Below are 25,745 nucleotides of genomic sequence, written 5' to 3'. Positions count from 1 at the left end.
GGGAGGAATTTTGATGACAAGTGAAGTACAACAAAAAGGAAAGCTGGCAAAAGCCGCAAGCTATATATTAAATATTAAAACAACGTGTGAAAAAAATGAGGCACTAACAAAAATTGCTGAGCAATTAATTCTTGATCAAGAACATTTAATCGCTGAAAATGCAAAAGACTTAGCAATAGGCAAAGAAAACGGCATGCCCTCTTCTACACTGGACCGCATTATGCTGAACAAAGAACGTGTGGAGGCTATGGCAAGTGCAATCGACTTGCTCGTAAAATTAGATGATCCCGTTGGTAAACTTCTTGAGCGTATTGATAAAGAAAATGGGCTTGTTATTGAAAAGCGCATGGTGCCACTTGGTGTTATCGGGATGATTTATGAGGCACGTCCAAATGTTACCATTGATGCGGCAACATTATCACTGAAGACTGGTAATGCAGTGATTTTACGTGGCAGTTCCTCTGCTAAATTTTCGAATGTGGCACTTGTCGCAAGTATTCATCGGGCCCTTGAAAAAACAGCAATCCCTGTTGATGCAGTACAACTAATCGAAGATACAAACCGGGAAACCGTCAAGGAATTGTTCCATTTAAAACAATACTTAGATGTGTTAATCCCGCGCGGCGGAAAGGCACTCATTGATTTAGTCGTAAATGAGGCTTCCGTGCCGGTGCTTGAAACAGGTGCTGGTAATTGCCATATTTACGTCGATCATACTGCAGATTACATAAAGACAGAAAAAATTTGTATTAACGCGAAAACGCAACGCCCTTCTGTTTGCAATGCCGCAGAAAGTCTGCTGATTCATCACGATTGGTTTAGCGAGCACGGTGTGCAGTTACTAAATGCTATACATCATGCAGGAGTAACCATCATTGGCGATGCAACCGTTTGTCAAGCCGTTGATTACGCACAGCAAGCGACCGAAGACGATTATGCAACTGAATATTTAGATTTAAAAATAAGCGTTAAACTCGTTGAAAACGTTTATGAGGCAATCGAGCATATTAATAAATACGGAACCAATCACTCGGAAGCCATCATCACAGAAGATCAATTAGTAGCCGATACGTTTTTAAATAGTGTGGATGCTGCAGCTGTGTACCATAATGCCTCTACTCGCTTCACAGACGGTTTTGAATTTGGCTATGGCGCTGAAATCGGCATTAGTACTCAAAAATTACATGCACGTGGACCAATGGGATTGCCTGCCTTAACCTCTACCAAATATTTCGTTCACGGCAACGGACAAATTCGAGAATAGTAGAACTTTATTTTGTGTGAAGCCGGCAGATGGCATACGCTGCCGGCTGTCTCTCTTTTTTGGCCAGTGCCAAACAGGTGGCTCTGCCTGAGCGATCATTTGCCCAAACCAAATGTGGTACAAATAGCTAATCAATAGTAAGAATTTTTACTTTTTTATAGAAAGAAGGTTGACAATGAACGTTTCAGCAATCATCAAATTGACAGTATCGATGGCCATTTTCGGCTCCATTGGTTTTTTCACAATCCATACGGGGGTTCCTGCATTGGAGCTCGTCTTTATCCGTTGTATTTGCGCGACCCTCTTTATCGGAGGGGTGTGGCTCGCAACCGGTGGCCATAGGACTGAGAAATGGGCGAAAAAAGAGGTATTGCGTACGTTTATTTGTGGCGTCTTTATCGTCTTGAACTGGGTATTTTTATTTAAGGCATTTGAAGAGATGTCCATTTCGATTGCCATTTCCATCTATAATATAGCGCCGATTTTTGTATTAATCTTCGGGGCCTTGTTCTTAAAAGAAAAGATGACTGTACGGGCACTTCTCGCAACATTAACATGTTTTATTGGCAGTATTTTCATCATTGGTTTAAATAATTTTATCTCGCTGTCTGAGTTTATGCAGTCTGGTTTTGTTTGGGCACTACTAGCTGCATTGTTTTATGCGTTTACTATGCTGACAAGCAGAACGATTACAAATCTTAGTTCTTATGCATTAACATATGTACAAACCGCGGTTGGTATCGTTATGCTTTTACCATTTGTGGATTTCTCGTTATTTGAAGGTTTAACAACTACAAACTGGCTCTATATTTTAGGGACAGGCTTTATTCACACAGGTTTTGTCTATTATTTATTTTTTGATAGTATTCGAAGCCTCTCCACAATTTTGGTTTCGGTCTTAGTTTTTGTAGATCCAGTAGTCGCTATTTTACTAGATATGCTATTTCTTGATTTCATGCCGAGCCTGCTACAAACGGTTGGTATTTTACTAGTTTTTGGTGGTATTATTTACACCGTCTATATACCAAAGCCGAGAGTGACAAGTCGTGAGTGAGGAGGTATTCCATGAATCAGCTCTATACCATAGGTGAATTATTAATAGATTTTACACCGACTGCACAGAATGGTGCCCTTGCTTCAGTTGAGCGTTTTACGAAACATGCAGGGGGCGCCCCTGCCAATGTGGCAGCTTTTGTGCCAAACTAGGCCAACAAGCTGCCCTGCTCTCTCAAGTTGGGCAGGATGCATTTGGTGATTTTTTAATCGAAACTATGAAGCATGCAGGTGTCGATACGACGTATATTAGGCAAACGACTGAAGGTGACACAAGCCTTGCCTTTGTTTCTTTGACAGACAATGGGGACCGTGACTTTTTATTTTATCGCCGAAATGCTGCGGATTTGCTGTATCAGCCACAGCAATTGCCTACTAATTTGTTGCGCGCGCATGATATCCTGCACTTTTGCTCCGTCAATTTAGTGGAAAGTCCCATGAAGCAGACTCATCAGGCACTGATTGCACAAGCACATCTGACGGATTGTCTGGTGTCTTTTGATCCAAACATTCGCCTACCCCTTTGGAACGATGCCAAATCCTGTCGAAAAACGATTATAGAGTTTTTACCGTCAGCCCATATCGTTAAAGTTTCTGCTGAAGAGCTATTGTTCTTAACACAACTAGAAAATGAACAACAGGCGGTTCAGGCATTATTTCAAGGTAGGATACAAGTAATATTTGTTACACATGGTGCGGAGGGCGCTACCCTTTATACGAAACAGCAACATATCAAAGTACCGGCTGACTATGTGCAAGCCACTGATACAACTGGTGCGGGAGATGCCTTTATCGGCGCAGTTTTAGCAACCCTGCTTGAGCACAACGTAACTGTAGCGACACTCGAAGCCTTTTGCACACAATTTGCCAGCCCGCTTCTCACATTCGCCAATCGCTATGCCGGAATCTCAACTACCACACACGGTGCCATTGCGTCCTACCCTGCCAGCCATGAACTGCCATTTACATTTTAATAAAAGGCAAAAGAGGGTGGGACAAAACTTTTAAGAAAGAGGAGCAAAGGTATTATCAAATTTTCGCTATCTAAAATGAAGAAAAATTTAGACGTTCTTCCTTTTGGCATCAATAAAATTTAGAAGAGAGCACTAAGGAGCTTACGGCATTGTTCAAGACCCTTATGGTGTTCAAATTCAACTGAGGTATGATAGCCGTTTAAAATAAACGTAGGATGTCGATGATTAACGGTCAAGCCAACAATACACCTCGTACCAACATTTTAATTCGATAAATTGGAACTTCTTGCATGGTTATCCGTATTAATATAGATGACTATCATTAGAGGAGGACTTCAAATGCAATCCATTACAAAAAAACGTACGAAAGCATTTTTGATAGACCTGGCCATTTCCAGTGTTGTTACAGTCGGTGTTGAATATGTTCTGCGCAAAAAGGTGAAAACCGAAGTCGTTCATGCTTTGGTCACCCCAACAGTCGTGATGTGGGCACTTGAATACGCTCAACTGCGTCAAAATGGACAAACGATAGGTTACAAAAAAATGGGACTAGCACTAGAAAGTGAAGATGGCACAAAATTAACGTCCGCTCAACTTATCAAGCGGATAGCTTATCGAGATACTGTGAGCACTTTCGATTATGTGAAAAACCCTAAATCATTTGAAAAACAACAAGGTGAAATCCTTCCACACGACCATTTTTCACATACAAACGTAAAAGAAATATAATGTCACAAGGGGTTGGCTTATGAAGTCAGCCCCTATTTCTTGAGGGTATAAAGTTTGCGAAAGTTTTCTTCATCCCTCACTGATTGTTAGTTGTTTTACGGGATATCCAGCACGTACTTTATGCTAAAAAATAGCCGATTACAAGATGAATTGCTAGAAAAAGTGATAATCCTGCTGTAAGAAGTATTGTCGTTATACTCCGTAACATCCCTTTCCAATCTTTCACTCCGGATAAACCAATTAAACCAACGAAGAATGTTATTACAGTTATACATAAAACAATAGGCTGCCACCCTAAAATTGCATAATCAGCCTTCCGAAAAACAACATACAAGAGAAGACAAATGATCGACGAGTAACATGACCATCTATTCATTTCGGCACATCTTCTGTCTTTTAGCACTTCTTGCTGATTATCCACTGCACATCCCCCTTCTCCAAGTCCGGTCCTTCTATCAACAGGTTTACATTAAATAATCCTTTTCCATCCCATTTAATAAAATCGACCCAATCAATAATGGTCTTACTCCCACCAAATATCGAGGATTGACAACCGGCTGACAAAACAACTAGAAAACTAAGCATTATCCATTTCTTCATCACCCTCACCCCTTTTAACTGAGTAGACTATTCAGTCTGTAAAAAGTTACAGTATTTGTGAAATGTGAATTTCTTTGCTGTATTTTTCGAACCGCAAATTATAAAAAGCCTGTGCGGATACACAGACTGTTTTTATAAAGAAGGAGGATAATGTGGTTGCTGCGCATGTACGAGCTTGTTCTCAATCAGCGCCATAAAGTAATTTAAAATGGGTCCACCTAAAATGACTGTCAGCACCGTACCGACACCTATTGGACCGCTAAAAATAAAGGCTAACGCTAAGAATACGAGATAGATAAGTGTTTTAGAAAACATGATACTTTTCCCTGTGACATCTCGAATAATCAGCATCGAAAAATCGATGGGATTAGGCGCAAATTTGGCTTGCAAATAAACGGCCGAACCAAGACCGATAATCAGTAATCCCATCGCCAAACAAATCACTTTGCTTACGAAATGTGTCGGATGCACAATATCGCCAAGTAAAAATAGCCAGACATCAATACAAACCCCTGTCACGAAAGCGGTTAATAATCCTAAAAATGCGGGCCGTTTGCGGGCCATAAAGGCATTACAAAAAATAATGATAAATGACGTAATAATTTCCCAGCTACCTACTGTTAAACCGATGTTTTTCGCCAAGCCCACTAATAAAGCATCAAACGGCGATGTACCGAGCTGTGATTGTATTGTGAAACAAACCCCGAGCGTTAGAATGGCAATGCCGCTCCCATATAACGTATACTTCCATTTCTTTGACAACAACATACTATGCCATGTTGAATTGCTTTTTCATTAAAATATGTGGAATGCCACCATCCATAAATTCCTCACCTGTGCGCTTATAGCCCAATTTTTCATAGAAGCCCTCCGCATAAACTTGCGCATTTAGTTTGGATTTTTCTAAGCCTTTTGCAAGTGTCATTTCCTCTAATTTTTGAATGATGACTTTACCGAGCCCGTATTTGCGGAATTCTTGCACAATACATATGCGCTCAAGCTTGCCGTAGCCTTCCACAACCCGTAAACGACCTGTGCCAACAGGCTGGTCATTAACGTATACAAGAATATGCTCACAGGCAGCACCGAGTGTGTCAAATTCATCATATTCTTCAGGTTCTGGGATTTGTTGTTCCTCTATAAATACTTTTCTACGAATGGCAAATGCCGTTTGTAAATCCAATTCTGTGGTAATTATTTTTGCATTCATAATGCTATTCCTCCTAGCTTTCTTTGCTACAAATAACCCTTAAATTTTGTCAAAATCAATTGGCTACTTGGCTGATTAAATGGCGAACACGTCGATAAAACTCATCACTTCGCTAATAAACCTACAATAGCGCCGATAGAACACGTCTCTTTGCTGATAAAATTAATTACATCGCCGATAGCCTCGTTACTACATTCATAGAATCGACTCCATCGTAGAAATAGAAGGCCCACCCTTTTGCTAGGCAGTGAAATATTTCTTCATCGATGATACTATATAGTATAGAACGTTTTTTGTTGCAAATACAACAAAAAATTCAGGAGGCTAATGATGAAAGAGATTTTACGGGATATTGGGGCGATTGCACGGGCACTTGATTCCATCAGTAATATTGAGTTTAAAGAACTGGATTTAACAAAAGGACAGTATTTATATGTCATTCGTATTTGTGAAAACCCTGGCATCATTCAAGAAAAGGTGGCAGAACTCTTAAAAGTGGATCGTACCACTGCTTCGCGTGCTATTCAAAAGCTTGTCATCAAGGGTTTTGTTGACAAGCGCTTTGATGCACATAATAAGAAAAACAAGCATCTCTTTCCAACTGAGAAAAGTTTAGCGTTATATCCATTGTTAAAACGTGAGGGCGATTATTCGAATGAACGGGCATTGGATGGTTTTTCGGATGAGGAAATAGATTGTATTCATCATTTATTAGAACGCGTCCGCCACAACATTGAAATTGATTGGGATTATGTAAAAAAAGGGCAGCAACGCCACTATTAAAAAGGCGACTCCTTGTGTAGTTAACACTGGGAATCGCCTATTGCTTATGCATTTGCGGCAAATACCTTTTCCAGTACTGCGCTAATAAATTCCAAGTCCTCATCTGTACAGCACAGTGGTGGACTTAATGTCAGTATATTGTTGTAACCCTCTACCGTGTCGCCGTTTTTGCCAATAATCAATCCGTTGGCTTTACAATCTGCGATAATTTTTGCTACCCGTTCAGGTTTTGCTGGCTCTAAAGTTAGTTTATCTTCTACGAGCTCAATGCCCACGAGGAAACCTAAGCCACGAATATCCCCTACAAATGGCAACTCCAATAAGTCTTGTAAGTCATGTAAAAGCTGTTCGCCTAAATCCTTAGAACGTTGCACTAGCTTTTCTTCTTCTAGAATTTTAATATTTTCGAGGGCGACAGCACATGCTGCCGGGTTTCCACCGAATGTATTGACATGTCGGAAATGACTATAGCCATCTGTATCCTTAAATTTTTCATAAATATCTTTTCGTACAGCGGTAATGGATAATGGTAAATAAGCACTTGTTAACCCTTTAGCCATCGTGATGATATCAGGTTTAATAGCAAAATGCTGATGGCCAAATAGTCTCCCTGTTCGACCAAAGCCACAGATTACCTCATCAATAATGAGCAGCACGCCATACTTCTGACAAATGCGTTCTACCTCCTTGACATAAGTAGCATGGGGAATCAGTACGCCACCACCTGTAATAATCGGCTCCATGATGACAGCCGCAATCGTTTCTTTTTGCTCCCAAATAATTTTTTCTTCGATTTCTCGGGCACGTTCTAGATTATAGAGCTCAATGGATTGCCCCTTCGGTCGTCGATAATTATCTGGAGGTGCCACATGCAAAAAGCCTGGTGCTAAGGGCTCATACTTGTACTTTCGCAGTGCCTGCCCTGTCGCGGCCAATGCACCAAGTGAACTCCCATGATATGCACGATAGCGTGAAATAATTTTAAAGCGTGCGCCTTCACCGTTTTGAGCATGGTATTGACGTGCCATTTTGAAGGCAACCTCATTGGCGTCAGAACCACTATTGGAGTAAAAAATCATATAGTCCTCTTCTAACAAACGATTCAATTTTTCCGCTAACGCAATCGCAGGCTGATGGCTTTGTGTCATCGGTACATAGCTCAGTTTTTTCATTTGCTCATATGCTACTTGTGCAAGTCGCTCTCGCCCGTAGCCAACATTGACAGCCCATAAGCCGGACATACCATCTAAAAAACGATTGCCCCCACTATCCGTTATCCATGCACCATCACCGTGTTCTACTATCATTGGTGGTGCTTTTTCGTTATACATCGAAATGTGATGCCAAACGTTTTCACGGTCTTTTTGCTGTAAGGTATTGGTGAAATTTTCGTTTCGCTCCATCTAAATGACCTCCGTTCGTTGATAACTATGCCTTGCCCTATGTTAATAGTTTTAATGTATTGTAATTTTCTGATTTCTCTCACATAATAAAGTATTATTGTATATTCGAAGGGCAGGTGCTGATTTATGACGAAATATCCTTTACTCGTGCGAGATGTATTAAAGCGCAAGCATTTTGAATCGGCCAAACTCATCGCAGGACACCAAGGTGTGAATCGCCAAGTGCTATGGACACATATTTTAGAAATTAAAGATTTCGATTCGTTAATAAATGGTGGCGAACTGATTTTAACGACTGGTGTCGGTTTACAATTAGAGCGCGCAACGCAAATCGCCTATTTACAAAATTTGATTCGCAATAATGCGGCCGCCCTGTGTATTGAAATTGGTGACTATTTTGACCATGTGCCAGCGGAACTTGTTGCCATGGCAGATGAACATCATTTTCCTATCATTATTTTTGACAAGATTGTACGCTTTATTGATATTACGCAGGATTTACATACGTACATCATTAATCAACATCAGCAAGCATTAACACAGCTAGATACCATATCTAAAACATTTATGGAACTGTCGTTAATGCCTAATGGTATTTTGAAAATTTTACAGGTGCTCCATCAAGATATGGATGCTCATTTTTTATTTATCTCCGAAGACACGAAAAGCTTCTATTATCCCGTGGAAGCAAAAAAATATTTGCGGCTGATTGAAGAGCATTGCCAACAGCATGATGTTCAGGAGCCAATCCATTTATTATCCATTCACAGTGACCATTTCGTTATGATTCCTGTCAATGGACTTGGACAAGTTTGGGGCTATTTATGCATGCATACAAAGCTACCAAAGCCAAGTAATTATACGCTTTTAAACCTTGAGCGAGCGACAATGTCCATTGCTCATATATTAATGCGCAATCGAATGCTCCAGGAACGTCAACAAAGTCGTGAGGATGAATTTATCTTAGCCCTCATTCAAGGACAACCTGTTGATATTCAGCATTATCAAAGTTACCTACCAATTGAAAGTCGCAACTTATTTCATCGTGTAGTCGTGCTAAATATTCATTATCAAGCCCAAATTGTTTCGGAGGAAGACTGGCAGGAAGTTCAACTACATAATGCCATGTATGTCCGCTCCATTTTAAAAAAACTAGGTTTTTTCCCGACCGTTTCGGTGCGTCAGCATGAAATCATCATCCTTGCTTTTTATATTGCGGCTGATTACGTGAAGGAAAATCAAGATAGCTTTGATCAAGCGATACACCAAATTGTTTCCCGAAAGGCACCACAGCCCTTCGACCAACTAGCCATCACTTTTGGTATTAGCAATGTCTATCAGTCGATTGAGTCAGTGCCTCAAGGCTATAAAGAAGCAAAATCTGTTATTCAAATGCAGCATAATCAGCTTGCTTCCTCTATTTACTTTAAGGATTTAGGCGTGTATCGACTATTTTTACAGCAAGATAACGCCACCCTGTTACAATATGTGAAAGATTATTTACAGGAAATATTGCTCATTGATCAAAAAAATGGCCTTGACCTTTATCAAACGCTTGGTGTCTATTTAGCCTGTAATGGTGCTAAAAATGATACAGCGGAACAATTATTTATCGTTCGCCAAACCTTATATAAACGCATTGAGCGGCTCGAAAGTATTTTAGGTGCTGATTTCTTACAAGCCCCGTATCGTCTCAATTTAGAAATGGCCATGAAAGCATACGAGTTATTAAAGAAAACAGCCCCCGATTTGCTACGATTTTGAACGAGGGTCCATATAATCGCGTAAGGCATTACTTAACATATACAATCCTAGTACTAATATAGTGATAGCCCCCCCTGGCGCAAACGTGTACCACGGTGCATTCACTAAATACGCTTGTGAATCTTTTAGCATACGTCCCCAGCTAGGGTTTGGTGGTTGAACACCAAGCCCTAAATAACTAAGGGCCGCCTCCGCTAGCATGGCCGTCGCAAAGGTAACGGTAGCAGCGACAATAATTTGCGATGAAATATTCGGTAAAATATGGCGGAACATAATTTTATACGGCTTCACGCCAATCAACTTGGCGGCTAGCACATATTCAGCATCGCGATGCTGGACAAAGCCACTACGTGAAATCCTAGCAATAGCCGGTATCGCAATAATCCCTAATGCAATAGCTGTATTGACAATACCTGGACCAAAAATTGCTACAAGCATTAGCGCTAAAATAATGCCAGGGAAGGCCATTAATGCATCTATAAGACGCATAAAGATTTCATCAATCCAGCCTCCTACATAGCCTGCTATGCCACCAATTAAAATACCGAATGACGTACCAATTAGCACCGTTAGTATCCCAACCGCAAAGGCCGTTTGTGTACCTTGCATAATACGACTAAAAATATCTCGACCAAATTCATCCGTCCCAAAGAAATACGACCTACTTGGGCCAAGCAGTTTATCAGGGATATTCATTGCATTCACATCATGTGGTGTATAAAAGAAACTAATCAACATCACCAAGAAGAATCCAACGATAACAAGCAGACCAATGATTAAGTTTATGTGTTTCGTGTATCTCTGACTATTTTTCATCGTATCCACCTCTCATCGCAATCGAATTCTTGGATCTAATACGGAATATAAAATATCAACAATAAAATTAATAACGACGACGGCAACCGTAATATACATGACAATTCCCTGCACTAATGGGAAGTCACGATTACTGATAGCTGTGATCAGCAACTGACCAATGCCAGGCAATGAAAATACTTGTTCTACGATGATTGTCCCTGCAACAACCTCTGCCATAATCAGTCCAAATACCGTCAAAATGGGAATCATGGAATTTTTCAAGACGTGCTTATACATGACATTGCGCTCTGACATCCCTTTACTGCGTATCGTACGCACGTAATCGAGCTGAATTTGCTCTAAAATTGCTGTTCGTACATAGCGGAAATTGACTGCTATTTGTGGGATGGCAATCGTTAGCGCTGGCAAAATGAGCGTACTAAGCGCTCCAGATACACTTTGCGACCATGGAATATAGCCACTGATTTTAAAAAAGCTAAATTGCATCCCCACATATAAAATCAGCATCATTCCTAACCAAAACGAAGGAACAGCCATGCCAATTTGTGTCACAGTCGATAACGACACATCACTTAGCTTATTTTGTCTGCGTGCCGCAAACATTCCTAATGGCAACGACACCGTTAATACTATAATGAGGGTGAGCCCCGCCAGCGACATCGTTACAGGAAGTCGATCAAACAATAAATCTTTTACAGGCATCGAGAAACGAATTGAATTACCTAATTCCCCTGTCAATAATCTCTTCATCCAATCACTATATTGTTCATAAAGGGGGCGGTCCAAGCCAAGTTCAGACCGCAAATTTTCAATTTGTGTGGGATCCGCCTCTGTCCCTAACATCGTTCGAACGGGATCACCAGGTAAAATTTGAAAAACACCAAATGTAATCATCGACACTAGAAGGATGGTTGTTATTAACAGCATGAATCGACGTATTATATACATCATGTGCGCTCATCCCTTTCTAGTTAGAAAACTTGACCTCAGACATATCATGGAACCAGAATGGATAGCTTTTCAGACCTGTTACTTGCTTGTCAGAACCCCACACGATTTGATAATCTGCAATATACACTGCCGCCGATTGCTCAGCTAGGATTTCTTGTGCACGTTGGTAATAGGCAATCTGTTTCGCCTGATCCGTTTCTTTCAGGACATCTGTCATAATTTGATCATACTCATCATTTTTAAACAGGAAGAAGTTTTCGCCATCATTCGTTGAAATGTAATCATTTAAAATTTCATAGGCTGACGCACGACCCGTTAAATCAATAGTCGTCATTTGATAATCGCGACCAAAATACACGCGATCTAGCCAAATACCCCACTCCACGACTTCAATTTCCACATCCACACCGATTTCCTTTAAATTAGCCACGACGATTTGTGCAATATTTGAATACATATCATTGTGCGAAGACACGGTAATTTTTGTTTTGAAGCCGTCAGGGTAGCCAGCCTCTGCTAGTAATGCTTTCGCTTTTTCTACATTCTGTGCATACATTTTTTCTAAGCCCGTTTTTTGGTAGTCACCCATCGCTGGGCTCATATTAGAGCCTAGCGGTACTGCGTATCCTGCAAACACGGAGTCAATAATATCTGATTTACTAATAGCATAGTTCATGGCTTGACGTACTTTCACATTATCAAAAGGTGCTTTTGTTTCGTTAAATGTCACGATTAACGATGAGTTGTTATTTTGATGTGATAAAGTATGGCTACCTTCCACTTCACTTACGCGTTGCCAAGGGACACTTGTTAAGTCAACTTCATTGGCCATAAGGCTCATGATTGCTGCTTGATCGTCTGATTGGAATGCAAACGTTACTTTATCTAAATAAGGGAGACCTTCTTTCCAGTAGTTTTCATTCTTCGTTAACGCCAAATTAGTCCCTGGAGAATACTTCACGTAAGCGAATGGCCCTGTACCAATGGGATTTTCATTATGCTCGCCATCATTACTTTTTGGAACGATAGCCGATTGCCGTGCAGTTAATGAATATAAGAAGTTTGAATTTGGTTCTTTTAATGTGATGACAAAAGTGCTAGCATCAGGTGCTTCAGTAGACGCCACATTGTCGAAGTTATTCGACATTTTCTCGCCACCATTCTTGCCCATTAAACGATCAAACGAATATTGAATATCTTCCACCGTTACATCCTCACCATTGTGGAATTTGACACCTGAACGAATTTTAAATGTATAGGTTAATCCATCTTCGGAAATTTCATAGCTTTCAGCTAAGCCTTCTTTTAACGAACCATCCGTTTCTGGCGCCATCAACCCTTCGAAAATATTAAGAATCATTTGGTAAGAAATTGATGCTGTTGCTTTATGTGGATCTAGAAAGTCTGGGTCATCATTCACACGGACCACGATTGCTTGCGGTACATCTGTTGTCGATCCATCTGTAGTCCCTTGGCTTGAATCCTTCCCGCCATCACTCGAACAGGCACTAATGACTAGAACTACAATCAATGTCAACATTAATAAAATCCAATTCTTTCGCTGCTTCATCACGTTTCTCCCCCTTTGCCTTATGTGCTTTGTATACTTACATAGCTTTCAACATTCCCCAATTTGTCAGCGGATTTAACCCCAGTTACAATTGCCTCTTCCATAACCTTTGTTGCTAAATGCCCAATATAGTCAACCGGATACGTTTTATCGCCTGTGCCTAGCACGAAAATCGTATCGCCATCCAGCATTGTGTGGACAGGATAAATCGTACGTGCCAGTGCATTTTGTGTAAGCTGTGCGATTTTTTTGGCCTCCGCTTTTGTTAATTTTGCATTTACGGCAATTACACCAATTGTCGTATTCGTGCCAGCTAAAGCTTGGGATTGGCCGTGCTTTTCTAAATAAGCGCAACTATCAATCCATTGTGCAGTTTCAGCATTGCGTGCCCCGACAAGTATCTCTCTCGTATCTGGGTCCTTTATGTCCCCGACGGCATTGACCGCGACAATAGCCCCGACAACAAGACCATCTTGTCCAGTCATTGAGGTACTGCCTAACCCGCCTTTCATGCAAAATTGTGGGCCTGCTAGTTTACCAACCGTTGCACCATAGCCAGCGCCCGTATTGCCATTCGCAAAATCACCTACGACCGCATTTTTTGCCGCCTCATAGCCCATTTCGGCTGTCGGTCTTGTACGTGGATCACCGATAAATAAATCGAACAGCACCGCACTTGGTACTAATGGAATTTTCACAATTCCCGCGTCAACGCCAACACCCTGCTCTTCCAAAAAGTGCATCACTCCTGTTGCCGCATCTAAGCCAAATGCACTGCCGCCCGATAAGCAAATACCATGTACACGCTCAATTTCATTAATCGGGTCGAGCGCATCTGTTTCGCGTGTGCCCGGTGCAGAGCCTCGCACATCGACACCACAGACAGCACCATTTTCCACAAGAATGGCAGTGCAGCCTGTGATACCTTCCTTATTTTCTGCATGTCCTACTTTCACACCAGGCACATCGGTAATATTGCCAAACATCGTCAACACCTCGTTTTCCATCAATTTATGCCTCGGTTTCATCGCTCTCATTAGAAAAAAAATGCGTAATTCCCATTTGAAAATATCGAAAATTCAGTTTATTTGTCATATAAAAAGCAAGCTACACGCTGTTGTTCATTTATTTTTTGCAGTGTAGGCCGCTCCTGATGACATTTTTCCATCACACATGGACACCGTGTATGGAATACACAACCAATTGGTGGATTCATAGGACTTGGCAGCTCGCCCTGCAATGGCATGACCTGTTTTGGCTCATCAAATTTAACAACTGGAATCGCAGATAATAATGCCTTTGTATACGGATGGAGAGGCTGTGCATATAATTCCTTTTTCGTGCCAATTTCCACCACTCGCCCTAAATACAAGACGGCTACACGATCACTAATATGCTTGACCACACTTAAATCATGCGAAATAAATAAATACGTTAACTGAAATTCCTCTTGCAAATCCATCATTAGGTTCAAGACCTGTGATTGCACGGATACATCGAGTGCTGAGACAGGTTCGTCTGCTATAATAAACGCTGGATTAATGGCCAGTGCACGTGCAATACCAATACGTTGCCGTTGTCCACCAGAGAATTCGTGCGGGAATTTTTGCATCGCGTCTTCTGGTAAACCAACCTTTTGCAAAAGCTCCTTCACCCGTTCTTTCCGTTGCTCTTTTGTGAACGTCAATTGTAACGCCATCGGTTCTTCAATAATGGCGCCAATACGCATTCGTGGATTCAGGGAGGCGAATGGGTCCTGAAAAATCATTTGCATTTGATTGCGATATTTTTGCAATTTACTCCCCTTCAAATGTTGAATTGGATGCCCTTTATACAAAATTTCACCTGCTGTCGGTTCCACAAGCTGCAAAATTGTACGCCCAAATGTTGATTTCCCTGAGCCGGATTCCCCGACAATACCGAGCGTCTCACCACGGAAAATTTCAATGGAAATATCGTCAACGGCTTTCACGACCCTTTTTTCTTCCTTCATCGACTTTCGCTTCACAGGAAAGTAGGCTTTTAAATGATTGATTTCAAGTAAGACTTCTTTCTCCGCCATGTACAAGCTCCCCTTCCTCTGTGAATAAATGACAACGTACCTTATGCTCATCTTGAATATGAAAAACCGCTGGCTGCACATGCTGACATTGCTCCATCACAAACGGACAGCGCGGTGCAAAACGACAGCCATCTGGCAATGCATAAGCTGGTGGCACAGTGCCTGGAATAGTAGGTAATCTTGTGGCCTCTGTGTCAAGGCTTGGCATTGTTTTTAATAAGGCGCTTGTATAAGGATGCTTCGGATTTAGAAATAACTCACGAACCGGCGCTTCTTCAACGATTTGCCCTGCATACATCACCATCACTCGATCGGCGGTTTCGGCCACAACACTCATATCATGTGTGATAAACAATATGGCGGAATGATGTTCTTCCTTCATTTTCATCATCAGCTTCAGAATTTGTGCTTGCACGGTTACATCCAGTGCCGTCGTCGGCTCATCGGCTATCAATAGCTGAGGATTATTGGACATCGCCATCGCAATCATGACACGTTGCCGCATGCCACCTGAAAGCTGATGCGGATACTCTGCCATAATCTTTTCTGCATTGGCAATGCCTACTTCTTGTAAGAGCTTTAGTGATTGTATCCATGCTTCTTTTTTGGATACCTTTTGATGCCGACGAATGGCTTCGATCATTTGATTGCCAATCGTAAAAACGGGATCCAACGATGTCATCGGTTCTTGAAAGATCATGCCGATTTCATTGCCTCTTATATGACTCATCTCTTTACTTTTATAGTCTAATAGATTTTTACCATTCAGTTTAATGGTGCCGGCTGTGATTTCTCCAGGAGGTATCGGCAATAAGCGCATAATCGACAAGGATGTAATACTCTTTCCACTGCCAGACTCACCTACAAGTGCCACGGTTTCGCCTTTACGGATAGAAAAACTAACATCATCGACTACTTTTGCCTGCTTACCATTTTTTAAATGAAATTGTATTTTTAAATGCTTTACTTCTAACAGCACTTGCTGCTCTTCTGCTCGTTCCACACGCTTCCCTCCTTCTCACGTAAGATTGGGTGGTGCATAGCGTATCGCAATATTTTTCATTTGCGTGTAATTTCTTAATGCGACAAAGCCTTTTTCACGACCTATGCCACTCTTTTTATAGCCACCAAATGGCATTTGAATCCCACCGGCCGCCCCATAATTATTGACGAACACTTGTCCAGCCTTGACGCGACTTGCCACATAATGTGCCGTATCCAAATCCTTTGACCACACACCTGCCACTAAGCCATAGTCGGTACTGTTTGCTAAAGTAATCGCTTCTTCGACTGTTGTAAAAGTCAAAACGGTTAATACCGGTCCGAAAATTTCCTCCTGTGCAAGCGCATGGTTGGCATCCACACCATCTAGGATTGTCGGCTCTATATAATAGCCGTTCTCATAACCCGCAATGGTCAATGTTTTGCCGCCTGTGATGACATAGCCATCGTCTTTCGCCTGTTGTAATAGGGCTGAAATCTTGCTATATTGACGCTCATTTAAAAGTGGCCCCATATCAACATCCGCTTCACCCGGTCCGACTGTTAATGCTTGAAATTTCTCCACTAACTGAGCGATAAACGACTCTTTTGCGCGCTCTTCAATGAGTAAGCGCGCGCCCGCTGAGCAAGTTTGCCCTGCATTTTGAATGATGGCGCGTAGTACCCCCTCCACAGCCTGTTCCATCGACGCATCTGCAAAGACAATGTTTGGCGATTTGCCGCCCAACTCTAATGTCACAGGTACAACATTTTCGGCTGCCGCTTTCATGACAGCAATACCTGTAGGAACTGACCCTGTAAAGGTAATATGATTAATATCAGGATGAGCTGTTAAATATGGACCTACATCACGCCCTAATCCCGTAATATGTTGAAAAATACCTTTTGGCAATTTATCTGCAAACCATTCGGTCATAGCATGTGTCGTCAATGGCGTATCTTCTGCACTCTTGACAATCACCGCATTGCCCGTTGCAATCGCAGCAGCCACACTTCTTGCTGTAATTTGAATCGGATAGTTCCACGGCACGATATGTACAGTAATTCCTACCGGTTCTAGCACGACCGCATTTAAAAGTCCATCTTCAATCGGAATCGTATCACCCATAATCTTATCGGCAGCACCACCATAAAACTCAAAATAACGCGCTGCCGCTTCTATATCTGCACGAGCTTGTGTCAATGGTTTCCCCACATCGCGACATTCCAGCAAACTCCATTCCTCGGCATGCAAGCGAATATAGCGCGCGCACGCTACGAGAAGTTGACCACGTTCAAACGCCTTGACCTGACGCCACTCTTCACTTTCAAACGCCGAACGCGCAGCTCGTACCGCCTCATTTACCTGTGCTTCACTGGCGTTAATGATTTGTGCAAGTACCTCACCTGTAGACGGATTCGTGACATGTAATATCTCTTCACCGTCTGCGTGAACCCACTCACCATTGATAAACATTGGAATCTTTTGCATGTTACCCCTCCTATAAGCCTCGGCCTCCGTCGACATGTAAAGTCGTCCCGGTCACCATGCTGGCCGCATCTGATAATAAGTAACTAACTGCACCGGCAATATCATTTGGATCGATTAAGCGCCCAAGAGGTACCGATTGGACAAAGACATCCTGCTTCGTTTGTTCCACATCTGCGCCATGTGCTGTAAACTGTGATAGCATCTGTGTATCAGCTGGCCCTGGATGAATCGTATTAACACGAATTTGGTAGGCGGCAAGCTCGATAGCTATCCCTCTTGTAAAGCTTTCAGCCGCTCCTTTCGAAGCAATATATGCTTGTAAACCTGGCCGTGGGCGCACCGCGGAAATCGACGCAATCGTTACAATTGAGCCTTTTTTTCGCTCCTTCATATAGGGCACAATCGCTTTCGTCGTAATAAATAAACTTTTGACATTGACGTCCATTAAACGATTCCACTCATCCATTGAAACTTCCTCAATCGGTGTTGCGGCCTGTGCAATGCCCAGCGCATTGACGAGTCCGTCTATCCGTCCATAGGTGTCATACACTTCCTTAAAAACCGCCTGAATGCGGTCCTCCTGCAAGACGTTTGCTTCATATGTTTGCAAATTTTCATGCGCGAGCTCGGCAAGTGAGGCCACCGATAAATCTAGCCCCACAACAATATTGCCCTGTGCGAGTTGGTGTTGCAGAATAGCCTTCCCCATGCCACCCCCAGCACCTGTCACAATCATAATTTGTTGCACTACTGCCATATTACACACCCCTTGCTACTAATTTCATGTTGGCAATTTCCTGACAAATCGCATCACCCATTTGAACGGTTGACGCCTGTCCGCCTATATCCGCTGTTTTCACAATGCCTTCTGTTAATACCGTTTCAATCGCCGTCACAATAAGCTCCTCCGCGTCTGGTCTACCAATATGACCTAGCAATAAAGCCAGAGACCAAATTTGCGCAATTGGATTGGCGATTCCTTTTCCGGCAATATCAGGTGCGGAGCCATGTACAGGCTCAAACATTGATGGGAATTCTTTTTCTGGATTTAAGTTGGCAGATGGTGACAGCCCAAGTCCACCGACTATTGCAGACCCTAAATCCGATAAAATATCGCCAAATAAATTCGACGCAACGACCACTTCAAAATCTTGTGGCCGTTCAACGAAGTACGCCACTAGCGCATCAATATAAATAGACTCCAAAGTTAATGCTGGTGAAGTTTGCGCAAGGATGTTTTGCGTATGCTCATCCCAAAACTTCATCGAATGGATAATGGCATTTGATTTTGTGGCACTCGTAATTTTTGACTTGCCGTATTTATGGGCATAATCGCAGGCTGCTTGTACAATTTTTTCAATGCCAATGCGGGTCATAATTGTATTCTGAATAGTCATTTCCTGTGGTTGGTTATGATAAATACGACCACCACTATTAGAATATTCACCTTCCGCATTCTCTCGGAAAATAACAAAATCTATATCCTTGCCGTTCGCAAGAGGTGAGGCAATACCCGGTAACGCCTTAATCGGCCGAAAATTCACGTATTGTTGGAATTGTTTGCGAATCGGCATGATTAATTCCCATACTGTGACATCATCAGGTACACGCGCATCACCAATGGCCCCAAACAATATTGCATCATAGCCCTTTAATGTAGCGAGGGCATCTTGTGGCATCATGCAACCATGCTGCATGTAATAATCTGAGCTCCATGGGAAAACCGTTGTTTCTATTTGTAGCGATGAATCTCGCTGCTGAAGTTGACTAAGGACTTTCAATGCTTCTGCCATCACTTCCTTGCCAATGCCATCACCTGGAATAACCGCGATTTTTATTGGTTTGCCCATCATGCATCACCTGCTAAAAATTTTAATGCCGCTAAGCGATAAATCGCCGTTGTTTCGGCTAGTTCTTCAATATCGACATACTCATCAATTTGGTGTGGGATTTCACGATCACCCGCCCCAATTGTCACGATTGGTACGCCATGCACATGGAGAAATGTACCATCTGTTGCTCCAGGCACACCGTTGTAAATCGGCTCTTTTTCCGTCACTTGTGCAACGGCCTCGTAAATGGCCTGGACAACAGGCTCTTCTTTCGCGGTTGCTGTCGCTGGACGATTATCTAGCACTGTAAGCTCCGCCTTAAAGTCAGCATCATCTGCTTGCAATCGTTTAATAATGGCCTCAATCTTCCCCAGCAACTCATCATGATCCTGCGCTGGCACGGTCCGAATATCCAGCGTTGTCATACAGTGATCAGGAATGACATTAATTTGCGCATCCCCTTTCACGGGTGCGCGTAAAATTGTCGGCGTAATCGACGGCCAGTTTAACATCGGATCACGCCCTAGACGTGCCTGTTCTTCTTTTTCTAATTTTTCAAGCTCAACAATAAAGCGAGCCATTCGCCAGTTAGGATTAATGCCACTCCAAGAAATCGCTCCATGCGCCATTTTGCCAAAAATATCAACCTTTAAGCGAATAGCTCCCCGTTGTGCGATACAGACATTGTTTTCTTGCGGCTCACAAATAATCGCTCCGTCTACCCCATCTGCCCAGCCCTTTTTAATAAAGTCTTTAATCCCGAGCATAAGCCCTTCTTCATCACACGGTATACATAAAATAATCTTGCCTGTAAATTCCTCCTGATCCAGTAACAATGACTGACAAGCTGTAATCATACATGCAAGATTTCCTTTTGTATCATTCGTGCCACGCCCATACATCCGACCATCAACCATTTCCGCACCGAATGGATCATATGTCCATGCTTCACGATTCCCTTCTGTTACAACATCTGTATGTCCTTCGAACAATAAGGTCTTACCGGGCTTACCCGAATCGATAATACCAATCACATTCGGTCTTCCCGGTACAACTTCCTCCACATGGGTTTCAATGCCAATATCTCGTAAATACTGTGCTACCGTATTGGCCATTTCTTGTTCATTGCCAGTGGAATCATTTTCACGAAATACACTATCAATTTTTACGAGTCTTTGTGTTAACGCAATCACCGTTTCTCGATCACGTACATAGGATTCCGTTGTCTTCAAGCTTGTTACTGTCATTCATAAGCCCCCTTATTTTAAAGAATATTCAGAATTCATTTTATTTTAACATTGTCTATTTACCAATATATTAGACAATATGTTAATAAATCATAGAATCCTATTAACTTTTTGTTTAATCAAAAATCGCTACTTTACGACGAAATATTCTATAAATAACAGATTTTCTTTTAGACCCCAAGGAGTTGTCGGGTCTACCCGAGCGTTTCTTCCCTCCACCCGAGCGTTCGTCGGGACTACCTGAGCGGTTCTGCTCCTGACCTTAGCTGTAATGATGATAGGCACATAAATAAAAAACAAATATAATAAGGAAATAAAGAAGACCACCCATCGTGAACTGCACCCCAATTATTAGACACAATCTAACAATTGGGTGCAGTTCATCACACGTAGTGGTCTTTTTCCAATGCTAATCATTAGTTAAATTACGTTAGAAGTAATTGTAATTAATTTAATCCCAATATTTATCCATTAAAGATATTGACCAATTTGGCTGTTTGACATCTCCTTTTGGTAAGAACTCTTTCATTACAGGTTTTATATCAATAATAGGAGTTCCGTCTATCGCATCTAATCCTTTAACAATTAATGATCTTTGTTTTATATCTATTAGTTCCACAATAGTTACCCCCAATTTATTGGGTCTATTTTTTCCTCTTTGTGCAAAAATGCCAACCTCGGGATAATTTTTATTGTTTCTAGGATGTCTTGCTTCGTACTGAATTTTTTCATCATCAACCTTATCGAAATAAAAAATGATTTCCAAGTGGGAAAATTCATCAATACCCTTTAAAGATGATTCATTAATATTTTCCGTAAGTTCAATTGTTGATATGATTGTACCCCAATTATCATCCTCGATTTCTTTTCTATTATTATTTACAATCGCTACTGGCTGTATAGAATACTGCATAATCAACTCTCCTCAAATTAGGACTTTATTTTTAAAATTCCCACAAAAAAAGTCATTCTCCTTGAATTTGTTCACCTACTCATATTAAGAAGGTGCAAAACAAACCACTTCCAGCTATTATCATCTGAAGATAAAACATCTTATACCTGTGGGACAATCTTCCGGAAAAGTTAAAAGTAATCCTAATACACTTGGTGCCACAGCCCCAATTCATATCTTGAATCCATTCGAGGAGATTAGGCAGCAAAGGTAATATTTTATCTCTATTTAAAGGCTTTGCAAGAGTGGTTGTTCTTTTTAATTAACTGTCTCATTTCTATCTTCATGATAATATATGGAATACAAATCATTTAATGTAACTTTACCAAATGCAAAATCCACCACATTTCTCTCAACTAAAAAAGATGTAAGCGTACTTAATAAACTTGCTTCAGAACTTGGTAAATGTATTAGGGACATTCCGTTTGTAAGTGTTTGAAGTTTTATATTTGGAAATAGCTCGCAAAGTTGTTTTTGAGTATTATCTTCCATGTTTTTTACTCGAATAGTTTTAATATGCGCTTGACTAAAACCTTGGATTACTTGATTGGTATCAACTAGCTTTCCTTTATTAAATAAGAAAATTCGGTCTGCATATTTCTCAAAATTATCAAGTAAATGGGAGGCAATAATAATAATCTTACCTTCCGCCTTTTTCTTTAATAATATTTTCGAAATAATTTCTACATTATTTGGATCAAGTCCGTTCATTACTTCGTCCATCATCATAATTTCCGTATTTGTGACAATTTGCATTGCAAAGCATAGACGTTGGCGCATACCAAGTGAATACGTGCCGGTTTTTTTATTCACATAATGCCCCATATTTAATGCTTCGATTGTTTCATCAATCAGTTTTAAATCGGTTTGCCACATTGTTGCAAACATTTTTAAATGCTCTCGCCCACTTAAGTGATTATACAAGTCACTTTGGTCTGGCATCATCGACACGATTTTATGAATTTTTACTTCATTTGATTTATTCGAGTAACATAGGCCATCCTTAAATACTACCTTTCCTTTCATAGGTTTCACATAATTCATTAACACATTCATAAATGTTGATTTTCCCGTTCCATTTGGTGCAACAAGCCCGATCATTTGACCTTGCTCAAATGTCATTGAAATATCATTTAACACTTTATTTCCCCCAAATTGCACCGTAATATTTTGCAGCTCAATCACCGTTACCCCCCCTATTTAATTAGCTTATATCGCCTATTCAATGAAATAAGTATCATTAATAAAATGACAACCCCTGCTAGTCCAAGTAACAGCTGGAGTCCTAAAGTAAAATTTAAATGTTCGTTCATATAATAAAAATTTCGCCTTTTTGAAATAATTTGACCTACTTGAATGTAAGATGTCGGATAGTATTGAACGTCCCAAAAATAGCCGACGTAACGGCTGGAATAAAAATTCTCGCCAAAAATAAGGAGCAAGCCAACAACGAAATTTACCATCTCACTGCGGAATATAATACTGCATAACAGCACAACGTTGATAATGACGATAAACCAGGTGAAAAGCAAAATTAAGGATTGTTCTAAAAACGTACCTAATATCATCATTTCAAATTTACCTTCCACACGCCAATCGAGATGAGCTGCATACACAGGAGATGGTAAATTAAAATTCCCAAAACCGGATTGTAAGCCTATGATAAAGATGCCAACTATAAGCGGTACAAATAATCCCACGCTACCTAGTAGTGCAACTAACATTTTCACAAGTAGCTTTTTCCAATCACTAATTGGAAATCCCTTTAAAATAGATCGATGACGTTGATCTTTTTTAACAATATCAATTGATAAAAGAAGTACACAGACAATTAAAATAATTGGAAGTACTCCCTTTAATAAGCGTTCGAACGTTTGAAGAGCTGTTCGTTGTTCAAAAATTTCCAATGATAACTCATAATCTGCTTTCGAATAAGTATCATAACGGACAACCTGCTCTAAATAGGCGTAGAAAGCATCATCTTCTGCATACTTGTTATTTTTTATAAAATACTTTGAATTATATGAAAATGCTTCATTTCTATATGTAATCGAATTCGTAAAGTAGTACCAATCGCGAGTTACATCTGCATATTTTTTTAAATCCCCCTCATCTAATGCATCTAATCTTTTTTTATCTATAGGGTTAACTTCCTTAAATATTTCAATAGCATAAACAACGGAAGGATGAACATCATTTAAATCTTGTCCCTCCATATGGTCTAAAAATTCCTGACGTGTTAAATAGCGCGCCTCAATTTCTTCATATTCAACACTTTCAATCGGATTGTAAGTTGGCGCTATTTTAAATACATAAAAAAAGGTTGCAAAAGCAAGCAAAAAATATATTGCTAAGTTTTTTTTATTCGTAAAAAACTGCTTGAATTCAAATTTAAAATAACTCCACATGCTTATAATACCTCCCCTATGCCCTACTGATTTTTCCTGTTGTGAAAAATGTTTTAATCACGAATAACATTAAAATAATACTTATACATATCATGATTAAGCCTAAACTCATAGTAATATCAACAGGCTTCGCTAAATCTAACGGGAAGCCTCGTAAAATATCATTGAAGTTCATGAAATTAAAAGGATTATAGGGGATTAAACTAATAAGAGATGGAAAAATCATCGGTAAAAAGAATAAAATAAAGTGTACAAATAATGTTAAATACATATTTTTCAGTAACACATTTAAAATAATCGACAACAGCATTACAAAAATTGAAATTACCATCATATAACCAACGCTCATAGCAATATATTGACTCGTAGATATTAATGTGGCCTTTCCTACATATATCCCTACAGGCTCTAATGGGTTTCCAAGTCCATTTATAATCCACAATGGAATTGCACAAATAAAAATGAGCAAAATGCTTGTAACTATGGATAAAAAAGCAATAATGCATTTAGATAAAATATAGTGATCAAATCGGACAGGAAAGCCCTGAATTATACTGGCATGCTCAAAGTCATCAAGTAAAATAGAACTTGTATGGAAGCTAATAAATATGTACCAGCCTGCTCCAACGTGTACAAAGAAAAATAATAAAAACGGCATGTACTGAAATAAATCGGAAATTGTATCCTTTCCCTCATCAATCATCCTCTTAAAATACAGATAGTCCATAGAATTTTGCAATTTAGAAGGTAATAATTCTGCAACATTTTCATAACCTTCTAATTCGAATGCCTCTTGCCTTAGTTCTGCGAGTTGAAGTGAAGTCTCATAATACATAGATTGTTTGTCCATCGTTAATGCTGCTATTTGTAAAGCAATATGGCTTTTTTGTTTTACTAAATTTTTATATAAGTCGCTTCCGTCTCCTGTTTCTAAAGCATCTTTAACTTGAAACTTGGAAAGTATAGCTTGTGCTGAATAATAATCACCCTTTTTCTCGACAATTTGATTACCAATGGCTTGTGCATTTATATAAAACATAAAGCCAAAAACGATAATAACAACAGCGACTAGTACGACTAAGTTTTTCCGATTGGCTCGCTCAATAACTAGACCCACTTTTAAAGCTCTTAGCACCTTCATCCTCCTCACTTTTCAATCAAAGCATTTACAGTACTATAATAAGATATTATGAATATTTTTACAATTCTTACATTTCAAAGATTTCAATATAAAGTTTGTATATTTCGAAGAAAAAGATATTCATTTGGAGGGGTTTCAATTAACTTCTTTTTGAAAGCAATAATCGCTGGCGATGATGTGCCTATGGTAGCCATCTTACGATTTGTACCTTCACCAGCTCCCCAATAAGAACTGTTGTCTTTAAATCATTGTCAGCATCCTCATAATTAGTGTCAGCGCATAGCATTACTAATTCTTCAAGGAGTACATCACCTTCAGGTGCACCCACTTTTCAGTTAGCTTGCGTTGAAATTCACGTTGTTTCTTCTGTAGTTTCCTAACTTTTTCATCTGTATAAAAACTGACATACTCATGTCCACAGTCAGTTGAAGTATGTCTTCTCGATAGTGTTATGAAGTTTGTCTTTTTTTAGGTGTTTCACATAGAAAATTTGCCCACATGACTTGTTAC

At 40.4% G+C, this 25,745-nt stretch carries 27 protein-coding genes; 7 read left to right on the top strand and 20 right to left on the bottom strand.

What is annotated here, in order from left to right:
- Nucleotides 1–13: 13 nt before the first annotated feature.
- From C9J31_RS09650 to C9J31_RS09635, 5 genes are all read left to right on the top strand, one after another.
- Nucleotides 14–1,264: a glutamate-5-semialdehyde dehydrogenase gene (locus tag C9J31_RS09650; RefSeq protein WP_107948924.1), complete on the top strand. Its 1,251-nt coding sequence runs from the start codon at nt 14–16 to the stop codon at nt 1,262–1,264.
- 175 nt (nt 1,265–1,439) lie between these two features.
- Nucleotides 1,440–2,318, top strand: coding sequence for a DMT family transporter (locus C9J31_RS09645; RefSeq protein ID WP_107948923.1), 879 nt, complete (start codon nt 1,440–1,442; stop codon nt 2,316–2,318).
- Nucleotides 2,319–2,329: 11 nt separating this feature from the next.
- Nucleotides 2,330–2,470, top strand: a complete 141-nt coding sequence (locus C9J31_RS23970; RefSeq protein ID WP_274520170.1) for a PfkB family carbohydrate kinase — start codon at nt 2,330–2,332, stop codon at nt 2,468–2,470.
- 14 nt (nt 2,471–2,484) lie between these two features.
- Nucleotides 2,485–3,291: a carbohydrate kinase family protein gene (locus C9J31_RS09640; protein WP_274520174.1), complete on the top strand. Its 807-nt coding sequence runs from the start codon at nt 2,485–2,487 to the stop codon at nt 3,289–3,291.
- 339 nt (nt 3,292–3,630) lie between these two features.
- Nucleotides 3,631–4,020 carry an RDD family protein gene (locus C9J31_RS09635; protein ID WP_107948921.1) on the top strand — a complete coding sequence of 130 codons (390 nt, stop codon included), beginning with the start codon at nt 3,631–3,633 and terminating at the stop codon, nt 4,018–4,020.
- Between the two features lie 118 nt (nt 4,021–4,138).
- On the opposite strand, the gene C9J31_RS09630 is transcribed toward C9J31_RS09635, so the two are convergent.
- From C9J31_RS09630 to C9J31_RS09615, 4 genes are all read right to left on the bottom strand, one after another.
- Nucleotides 4,139–4,441 carry a hypothetical protein gene (locus tag C9J31_RS09630; protein WP_107948919.1) on the bottom strand — a complete coding sequence of 101 codons (303 nt, stop codon included), beginning with the start codon at nt 4,439–4,441 and terminating at the stop codon, nt 4,139–4,141.
- Nucleotides 4,417–4,620: a hypothetical protein gene (locus C9J31_RS09625; protein ID WP_107948917.1), complete on the bottom strand. Its 204-nt coding sequence runs from the start codon at nt 4,618–4,620 to the stop codon at nt 4,417–4,419. Before C9J31_RS09625 ends, C9J31_RS09630 begins: the two co-directional genes overlap by 25 nt.
- Nucleotides 4,621–4,752: 132 nt before the next feature.
- Nucleotides 4,753–5,382 (bottom strand): YczE/YyaS/YitT family protein, encoded by a 630-nt coding sequence (locus tag C9J31_RS09620; protein ID WP_238602072.1) that lies wholly within the window; start codon nt 5,380–5,382, stop codon nt 4,753–4,755.
- 7 nt (nt 5,383–5,389) lie between these two features.
- Nucleotides 5,390–5,830: a GNAT family N-acetyltransferase gene (locus C9J31_RS09615; RefSeq protein ID WP_107948914.1), complete on the bottom strand. Its 441-nt coding sequence runs from the start codon at nt 5,828–5,830 to the stop codon at nt 5,390–5,392.
- A 330-nt stretch (nt 5,831–6,160) separates the two neighbouring features.
- Between C9J31_RS09615 and C9J31_RS09610 the strand changes: the two genes are divergently transcribed.
- Entirely contained in the window at nt 6,161–6,613 is a 453-nt protein-coding gene (locus tag C9J31_RS09610; RefSeq protein WP_107923851.1) for a MarR family winged helix-turn-helix transcriptional regulator, read from the top strand.
- Between the two features lie 44 nt (nt 6,614–6,657).
- On the opposite strand, the gene C9J31_RS09605 is transcribed toward C9J31_RS09610, so the two are convergent.
- Nucleotides 6,658–8,016: an aspartate aminotransferase family protein gene (locus C9J31_RS09605; protein WP_107948912.1), complete on the bottom strand. Its 1,359-nt coding sequence runs from the start codon at nt 8,014–8,016 to the stop codon at nt 6,658–6,660.
- Between the two features lie 126 nt (nt 8,017–8,142).
- Between C9J31_RS09605 and C9J31_RS09600 the strand changes: the two genes are divergently transcribed.
- Nucleotides 8,143–9,780 carry a PucR family transcriptional regulator gene (locus C9J31_RS09600; RefSeq protein ID WP_107948910.1) on the top strand — a complete coding sequence of 546 codons (1,638 nt, stop codon included), beginning with the start codon at nt 8,143–8,145 and terminating at the stop codon, nt 9,778–9,780.
- On the opposite strand, the gene C9J31_RS09595 is transcribed toward C9J31_RS09600, so the two are convergent.
- From C9J31_RS09595 to C9J31_RS09525, 15 genes are all read right to left on the bottom strand, one after another.
- The gene (locus C9J31_RS09595) at nt 9,769–10,596 is read right to left on the bottom strand and encodes an ABC transporter permease (protein WP_107948908.1); all 828 of its coding nucleotides are present in this window, start codon (nt 10,594–10,596) and stop codon (nt 9,769–9,771) included. The two genes, C9J31_RS09600 and C9J31_RS09595, sit on opposite strands and share 12 nt — an antisense overlap.
- 12 nt (nt 10,597–10,608) lie before the next feature.
- Complete coding sequence (locus tag C9J31_RS09590) at nt 10,609–11,550, bottom strand: ABC transporter permease (protein WP_107948907.1); 942 nt, start codon at nt 11,548–11,550, stop codon at nt 10,609–10,611.
- Between the two features lie 16 nt (nt 11,551–11,566).
- Nucleotides 11,567–13,120: an ABC transporter substrate-binding protein gene (locus C9J31_RS09585; RefSeq protein WP_107948905.1), complete on the bottom strand. Its 1,554-nt coding sequence runs from the start codon at nt 13,118–13,120 to the stop codon at nt 11,567–11,569.
- Between the two features lie 20 nt (nt 13,121–13,140).
- Entirely contained in the window at nt 13,141–14,106 is a 966-nt protein-coding gene (locus C9J31_RS09580; protein ID WP_107948903.1) for a P1 family peptidase, read from the bottom strand.
- 98 nt (nt 14,107–14,204) lie between these two features.
- Nucleotides 14,205–15,182 (bottom strand): ABC transporter ATP-binding protein, encoded by a 978-nt coding sequence (locus C9J31_RS09575; protein ID WP_107948902.1) that lies wholly within the window; start codon nt 15,180–15,182, stop codon nt 14,205–14,207.
- Nucleotides 15,157–16,185: an ABC transporter ATP-binding protein gene (locus C9J31_RS09570; RefSeq protein ID WP_107948901.1), complete on the bottom strand. Its 1,029-nt coding sequence runs from the start codon at nt 16,183–16,185 to the stop codon at nt 15,157–15,159. The genes C9J31_RS09575 and C9J31_RS09570 overlap by 26 nt, the downstream gene beginning before the upstream one ends.
- Before the next feature lie 15 nt (nt 16,186–16,200).
- Nucleotides 16,201–17,655, bottom strand: a complete 1,455-nt coding sequence (locus C9J31_RS09565; protein WP_054768139.1) for an aldehyde dehydrogenase family protein — start codon at nt 17,653–17,655, stop codon at nt 16,201–16,203.
- A 10-nt stretch (nt 17,656–17,665) separates the two neighbouring features.
- Complete coding sequence (locus C9J31_RS09560) at nt 17,666–18,412, bottom strand: SDR family NAD(P)-dependent oxidoreductase (protein WP_107948900.1); 747 nt, start codon at nt 18,410–18,412, stop codon at nt 17,666–17,668.
- Nucleotide 18,413: 1 nt separating this feature from the next.
- Nucleotides 18,414–19,508: a tartrate dehydrogenase gene (locus C9J31_RS09555; RefSeq protein WP_425312814.1), complete on the bottom strand. Its 1,095-nt coding sequence runs from the start codon at nt 19,506–19,508 to the stop codon at nt 18,414–18,416.
- Nucleotides 19,505–20,734 carry a M20 family metallopeptidase gene (locus tag C9J31_RS09550; RefSeq protein ID WP_107948893.1) on the bottom strand — a complete coding sequence of 410 codons (1,230 nt, stop codon included), beginning with the start codon at nt 20,732–20,734 and terminating at the stop codon, nt 19,505–19,507. The genes C9J31_RS09555 and C9J31_RS09550 overlap by 4 nt, the downstream gene beginning before the upstream one ends.
- A gap of 451 nt (nt 20,735–21,185) precedes the next feature.
- Nucleotides 21,186–21,647, bottom strand: a complete 462-nt coding sequence (tsaA, locus tag C9J31_RS09545) for a tRNA (N6-threonylcarbamoyladenosine(37)-N6)-methyltransferase TrmO (RefSeq protein WP_107948891.1) — start codon at nt 21,645–21,647, stop codon at nt 21,186–21,188.
- Nucleotides 21,648–21,726: 79 nt separating this feature from the next.
- Nucleotides 21,727–21,894 (bottom strand): hypothetical protein, encoded by a 168-nt coding sequence (locus C9J31_RS23590; RefSeq protein ID WP_238602071.1) that lies wholly within the window; start codon nt 21,892–21,894, stop codon nt 21,727–21,729.
- A gap of 50 nt (nt 21,895–21,944) precedes the next feature.
- The gene (locus tag C9J31_RS09535; RefSeq protein ID WP_107948888.1) at nt 21,945–22,871 is read right to left on the bottom strand and encodes an ABC transporter ATP-binding protein; all 927 of its coding nucleotides are present in this window, start codon (nt 22,869–22,871) and stop codon (nt 21,945–21,947) included.
- An 11-nt stretch (nt 22,872–22,882) separates the two neighbouring features.
- Nucleotides 22,883–24,094, bottom strand: a complete 1,212-nt coding sequence (locus tag C9J31_RS09530; RefSeq protein WP_107948886.1) for an ABC transporter permease — start codon at nt 24,092–24,094, stop codon at nt 22,883–22,885.
- A 16-nt stretch (nt 24,095–24,110) separates the two neighbouring features.
- Complete coding sequence (locus C9J31_RS09525; RefSeq protein WP_193767043.1) at nt 24,111–25,235, bottom strand: ABC transporter; 1,125 nt, start codon at nt 25,233–25,235, stop codon at nt 24,111–24,113.
- Between the last annotated feature and the right edge of the window lie 510 nt (nt 25,236–25,745).

The sequence above is a fragment of the Lysinibacillus parviboronicapiens genome (assembly GCF_003049605.2).
GTDB classification, from domain to species: Bacteria; Bacillota; Bacilli; order Bacillales_A; family Planococcaceae; genus Lysinibacillus; species Lysinibacillus parviboronicapiens.
Note: the sequence above shows the minus strand (reverse complement) of the source record. Positions and strands in the feature narration are given on the sequence as shown.

What these genes read in the sequence shown, in the direction of transcription:
- C9J31_RS09585 (WP_107948905.1), bottom strand. Translation starts at nt 13,120, where the DNA reads ATGAAGCAGCGAAAGAATTGGATTTTATTAATGTTGACATTGATTGTA.
- C9J31_RS09590 (WP_107948907.1), bottom strand. Translation starts at nt 11,550, where the DNA reads ATGATGTATATAATACGTCGATTCATGCTGTTAATAACAACCATCCTT.
- C9J31_RS09555 (WP_425312814.1), bottom strand. Translation starts at nt 19,508, where the DNA reads ATGATGGGCAAACCAATAAAAATCGCGGTTATTCCAGGTGATGGCATT.
- C9J31_RS09560 (WP_107948900.1), bottom strand. Translation starts at nt 18,412, where the DNA reads ATGGCAGTAGTGCAACAAATTATGATTGTGACAGGTGCTGGGGGTGGC.
- C9J31_RS09610 (WP_107923851.1), top strand. Translation starts at nt 6,161, where the DNA reads ATGAAAGAGATTTTACGGGATATTGGGGCGATTGCACGGGCACTTGAT.
- C9J31_RS09600 (WP_107948910.1), top strand. Translation starts at nt 8,143, where the DNA reads ATGACGAAATATCCTTTACTCGTGCGAGATGTATTAAAGCGCAAGCAT.
- C9J31_RS09565 (WP_054768139.1), bottom strand. Translation starts at nt 17,655, where the DNA reads ATGCAAAAGATTCCAATGTTTATCAATGGTGAGTGGGTTCACGCAGAC.
- C9J31_RS09615 (WP_107948914.1), bottom strand. Translation starts at nt 5,830, where the DNA reads ATGAATGCAAAAATAATTACCACAGAATTGGATTTACAAACGGCATTT.
- C9J31_RS09575 (WP_107948902.1), bottom strand. Translation starts at nt 15,182, where the DNA reads ATGGCGGAGAAAGAAGTCTTACTTGAAATCAATCATTTAAAAGCCTAC.
- C9J31_RS23970 (WP_274520170.1), top strand. Translation starts at nt 2,330, where the DNA reads ATGAATCAGCTCTATACCATAGGTGAATTATTAATAGATTTTACACCG.
- C9J31_RS09595 (WP_107948908.1), bottom strand. Translation starts at nt 10,596, where the DNA reads ATGAAAAATAGTCAGAGATACACGAAACACATAAACTTAATCATTGGT.
- C9J31_RS09605 (WP_107948912.1), bottom strand. Translation starts at nt 8,016, where the DNA reads ATGGAGCGAAACGAAAATTTCACCAATACCTTACAGCAAAAAGACCGT.
- C9J31_RS09650 (WP_107948924.1), top strand. Translation starts at nt 14, where the DNA reads ATGACAAGTGAAGTACAACAAAAAGGAAAGCTGGCAAAAGCCGCAAGC.
- C9J31_RS09580 (WP_107948903.1), bottom strand. Translation starts at nt 14,106, where the DNA reads ATGTTTGGCAATATTACCGATGTGCCTGGTGTGAAAGTAGGACATGCA.
- C9J31_RS09525 (WP_193767043.1), bottom strand. Translation starts at nt 25,235, where the DNA reads ATGAAGGTGCTAAGAGCTTTAAAAGTGGGTCTAGTTATTGAGCGAGCC.
- C9J31_RS09635 (WP_107948921.1), top strand. Translation starts at nt 3,631, where the DNA reads ATGCAATCCATTACAAAAAAACGTACGAAAGCATTTTTGATAGACCTG.
- tsaA (WP_107948891.1), bottom strand. Translation starts at nt 21,647, where the DNA reads ATGCAGTATTCTATACAGCCAGTAGCGATTGTAAATAATAATAGAAAA.
- C9J31_RS09645 (WP_107948923.1), top strand. Translation starts at nt 1,440, where the DNA reads ATGAACGTTTCAGCAATCATCAAATTGACAGTATCGATGGCCATTTTC.
- C9J31_RS09625 (WP_107948917.1), bottom strand. Translation starts at nt 4,620, where the DNA reads ATGAAGAAATGGATAATGCTTAGTTTTCTAGTTGTTTTGTCAGCCGGT.
- C9J31_RS09530 (WP_107948886.1), bottom strand. Translation starts at nt 24,094, where the DNA reads ATGTGGAGTTATTTTAAATTTGAATTCAAGCAGTTTTTTACGAATAAA.
- C9J31_RS09550 (WP_107948893.1), bottom strand. Translation starts at nt 20,734, where the DNA reads ATGACAGTAACAAGCTTGAAGACAACGGAATCCTATGTACGTGATCGA.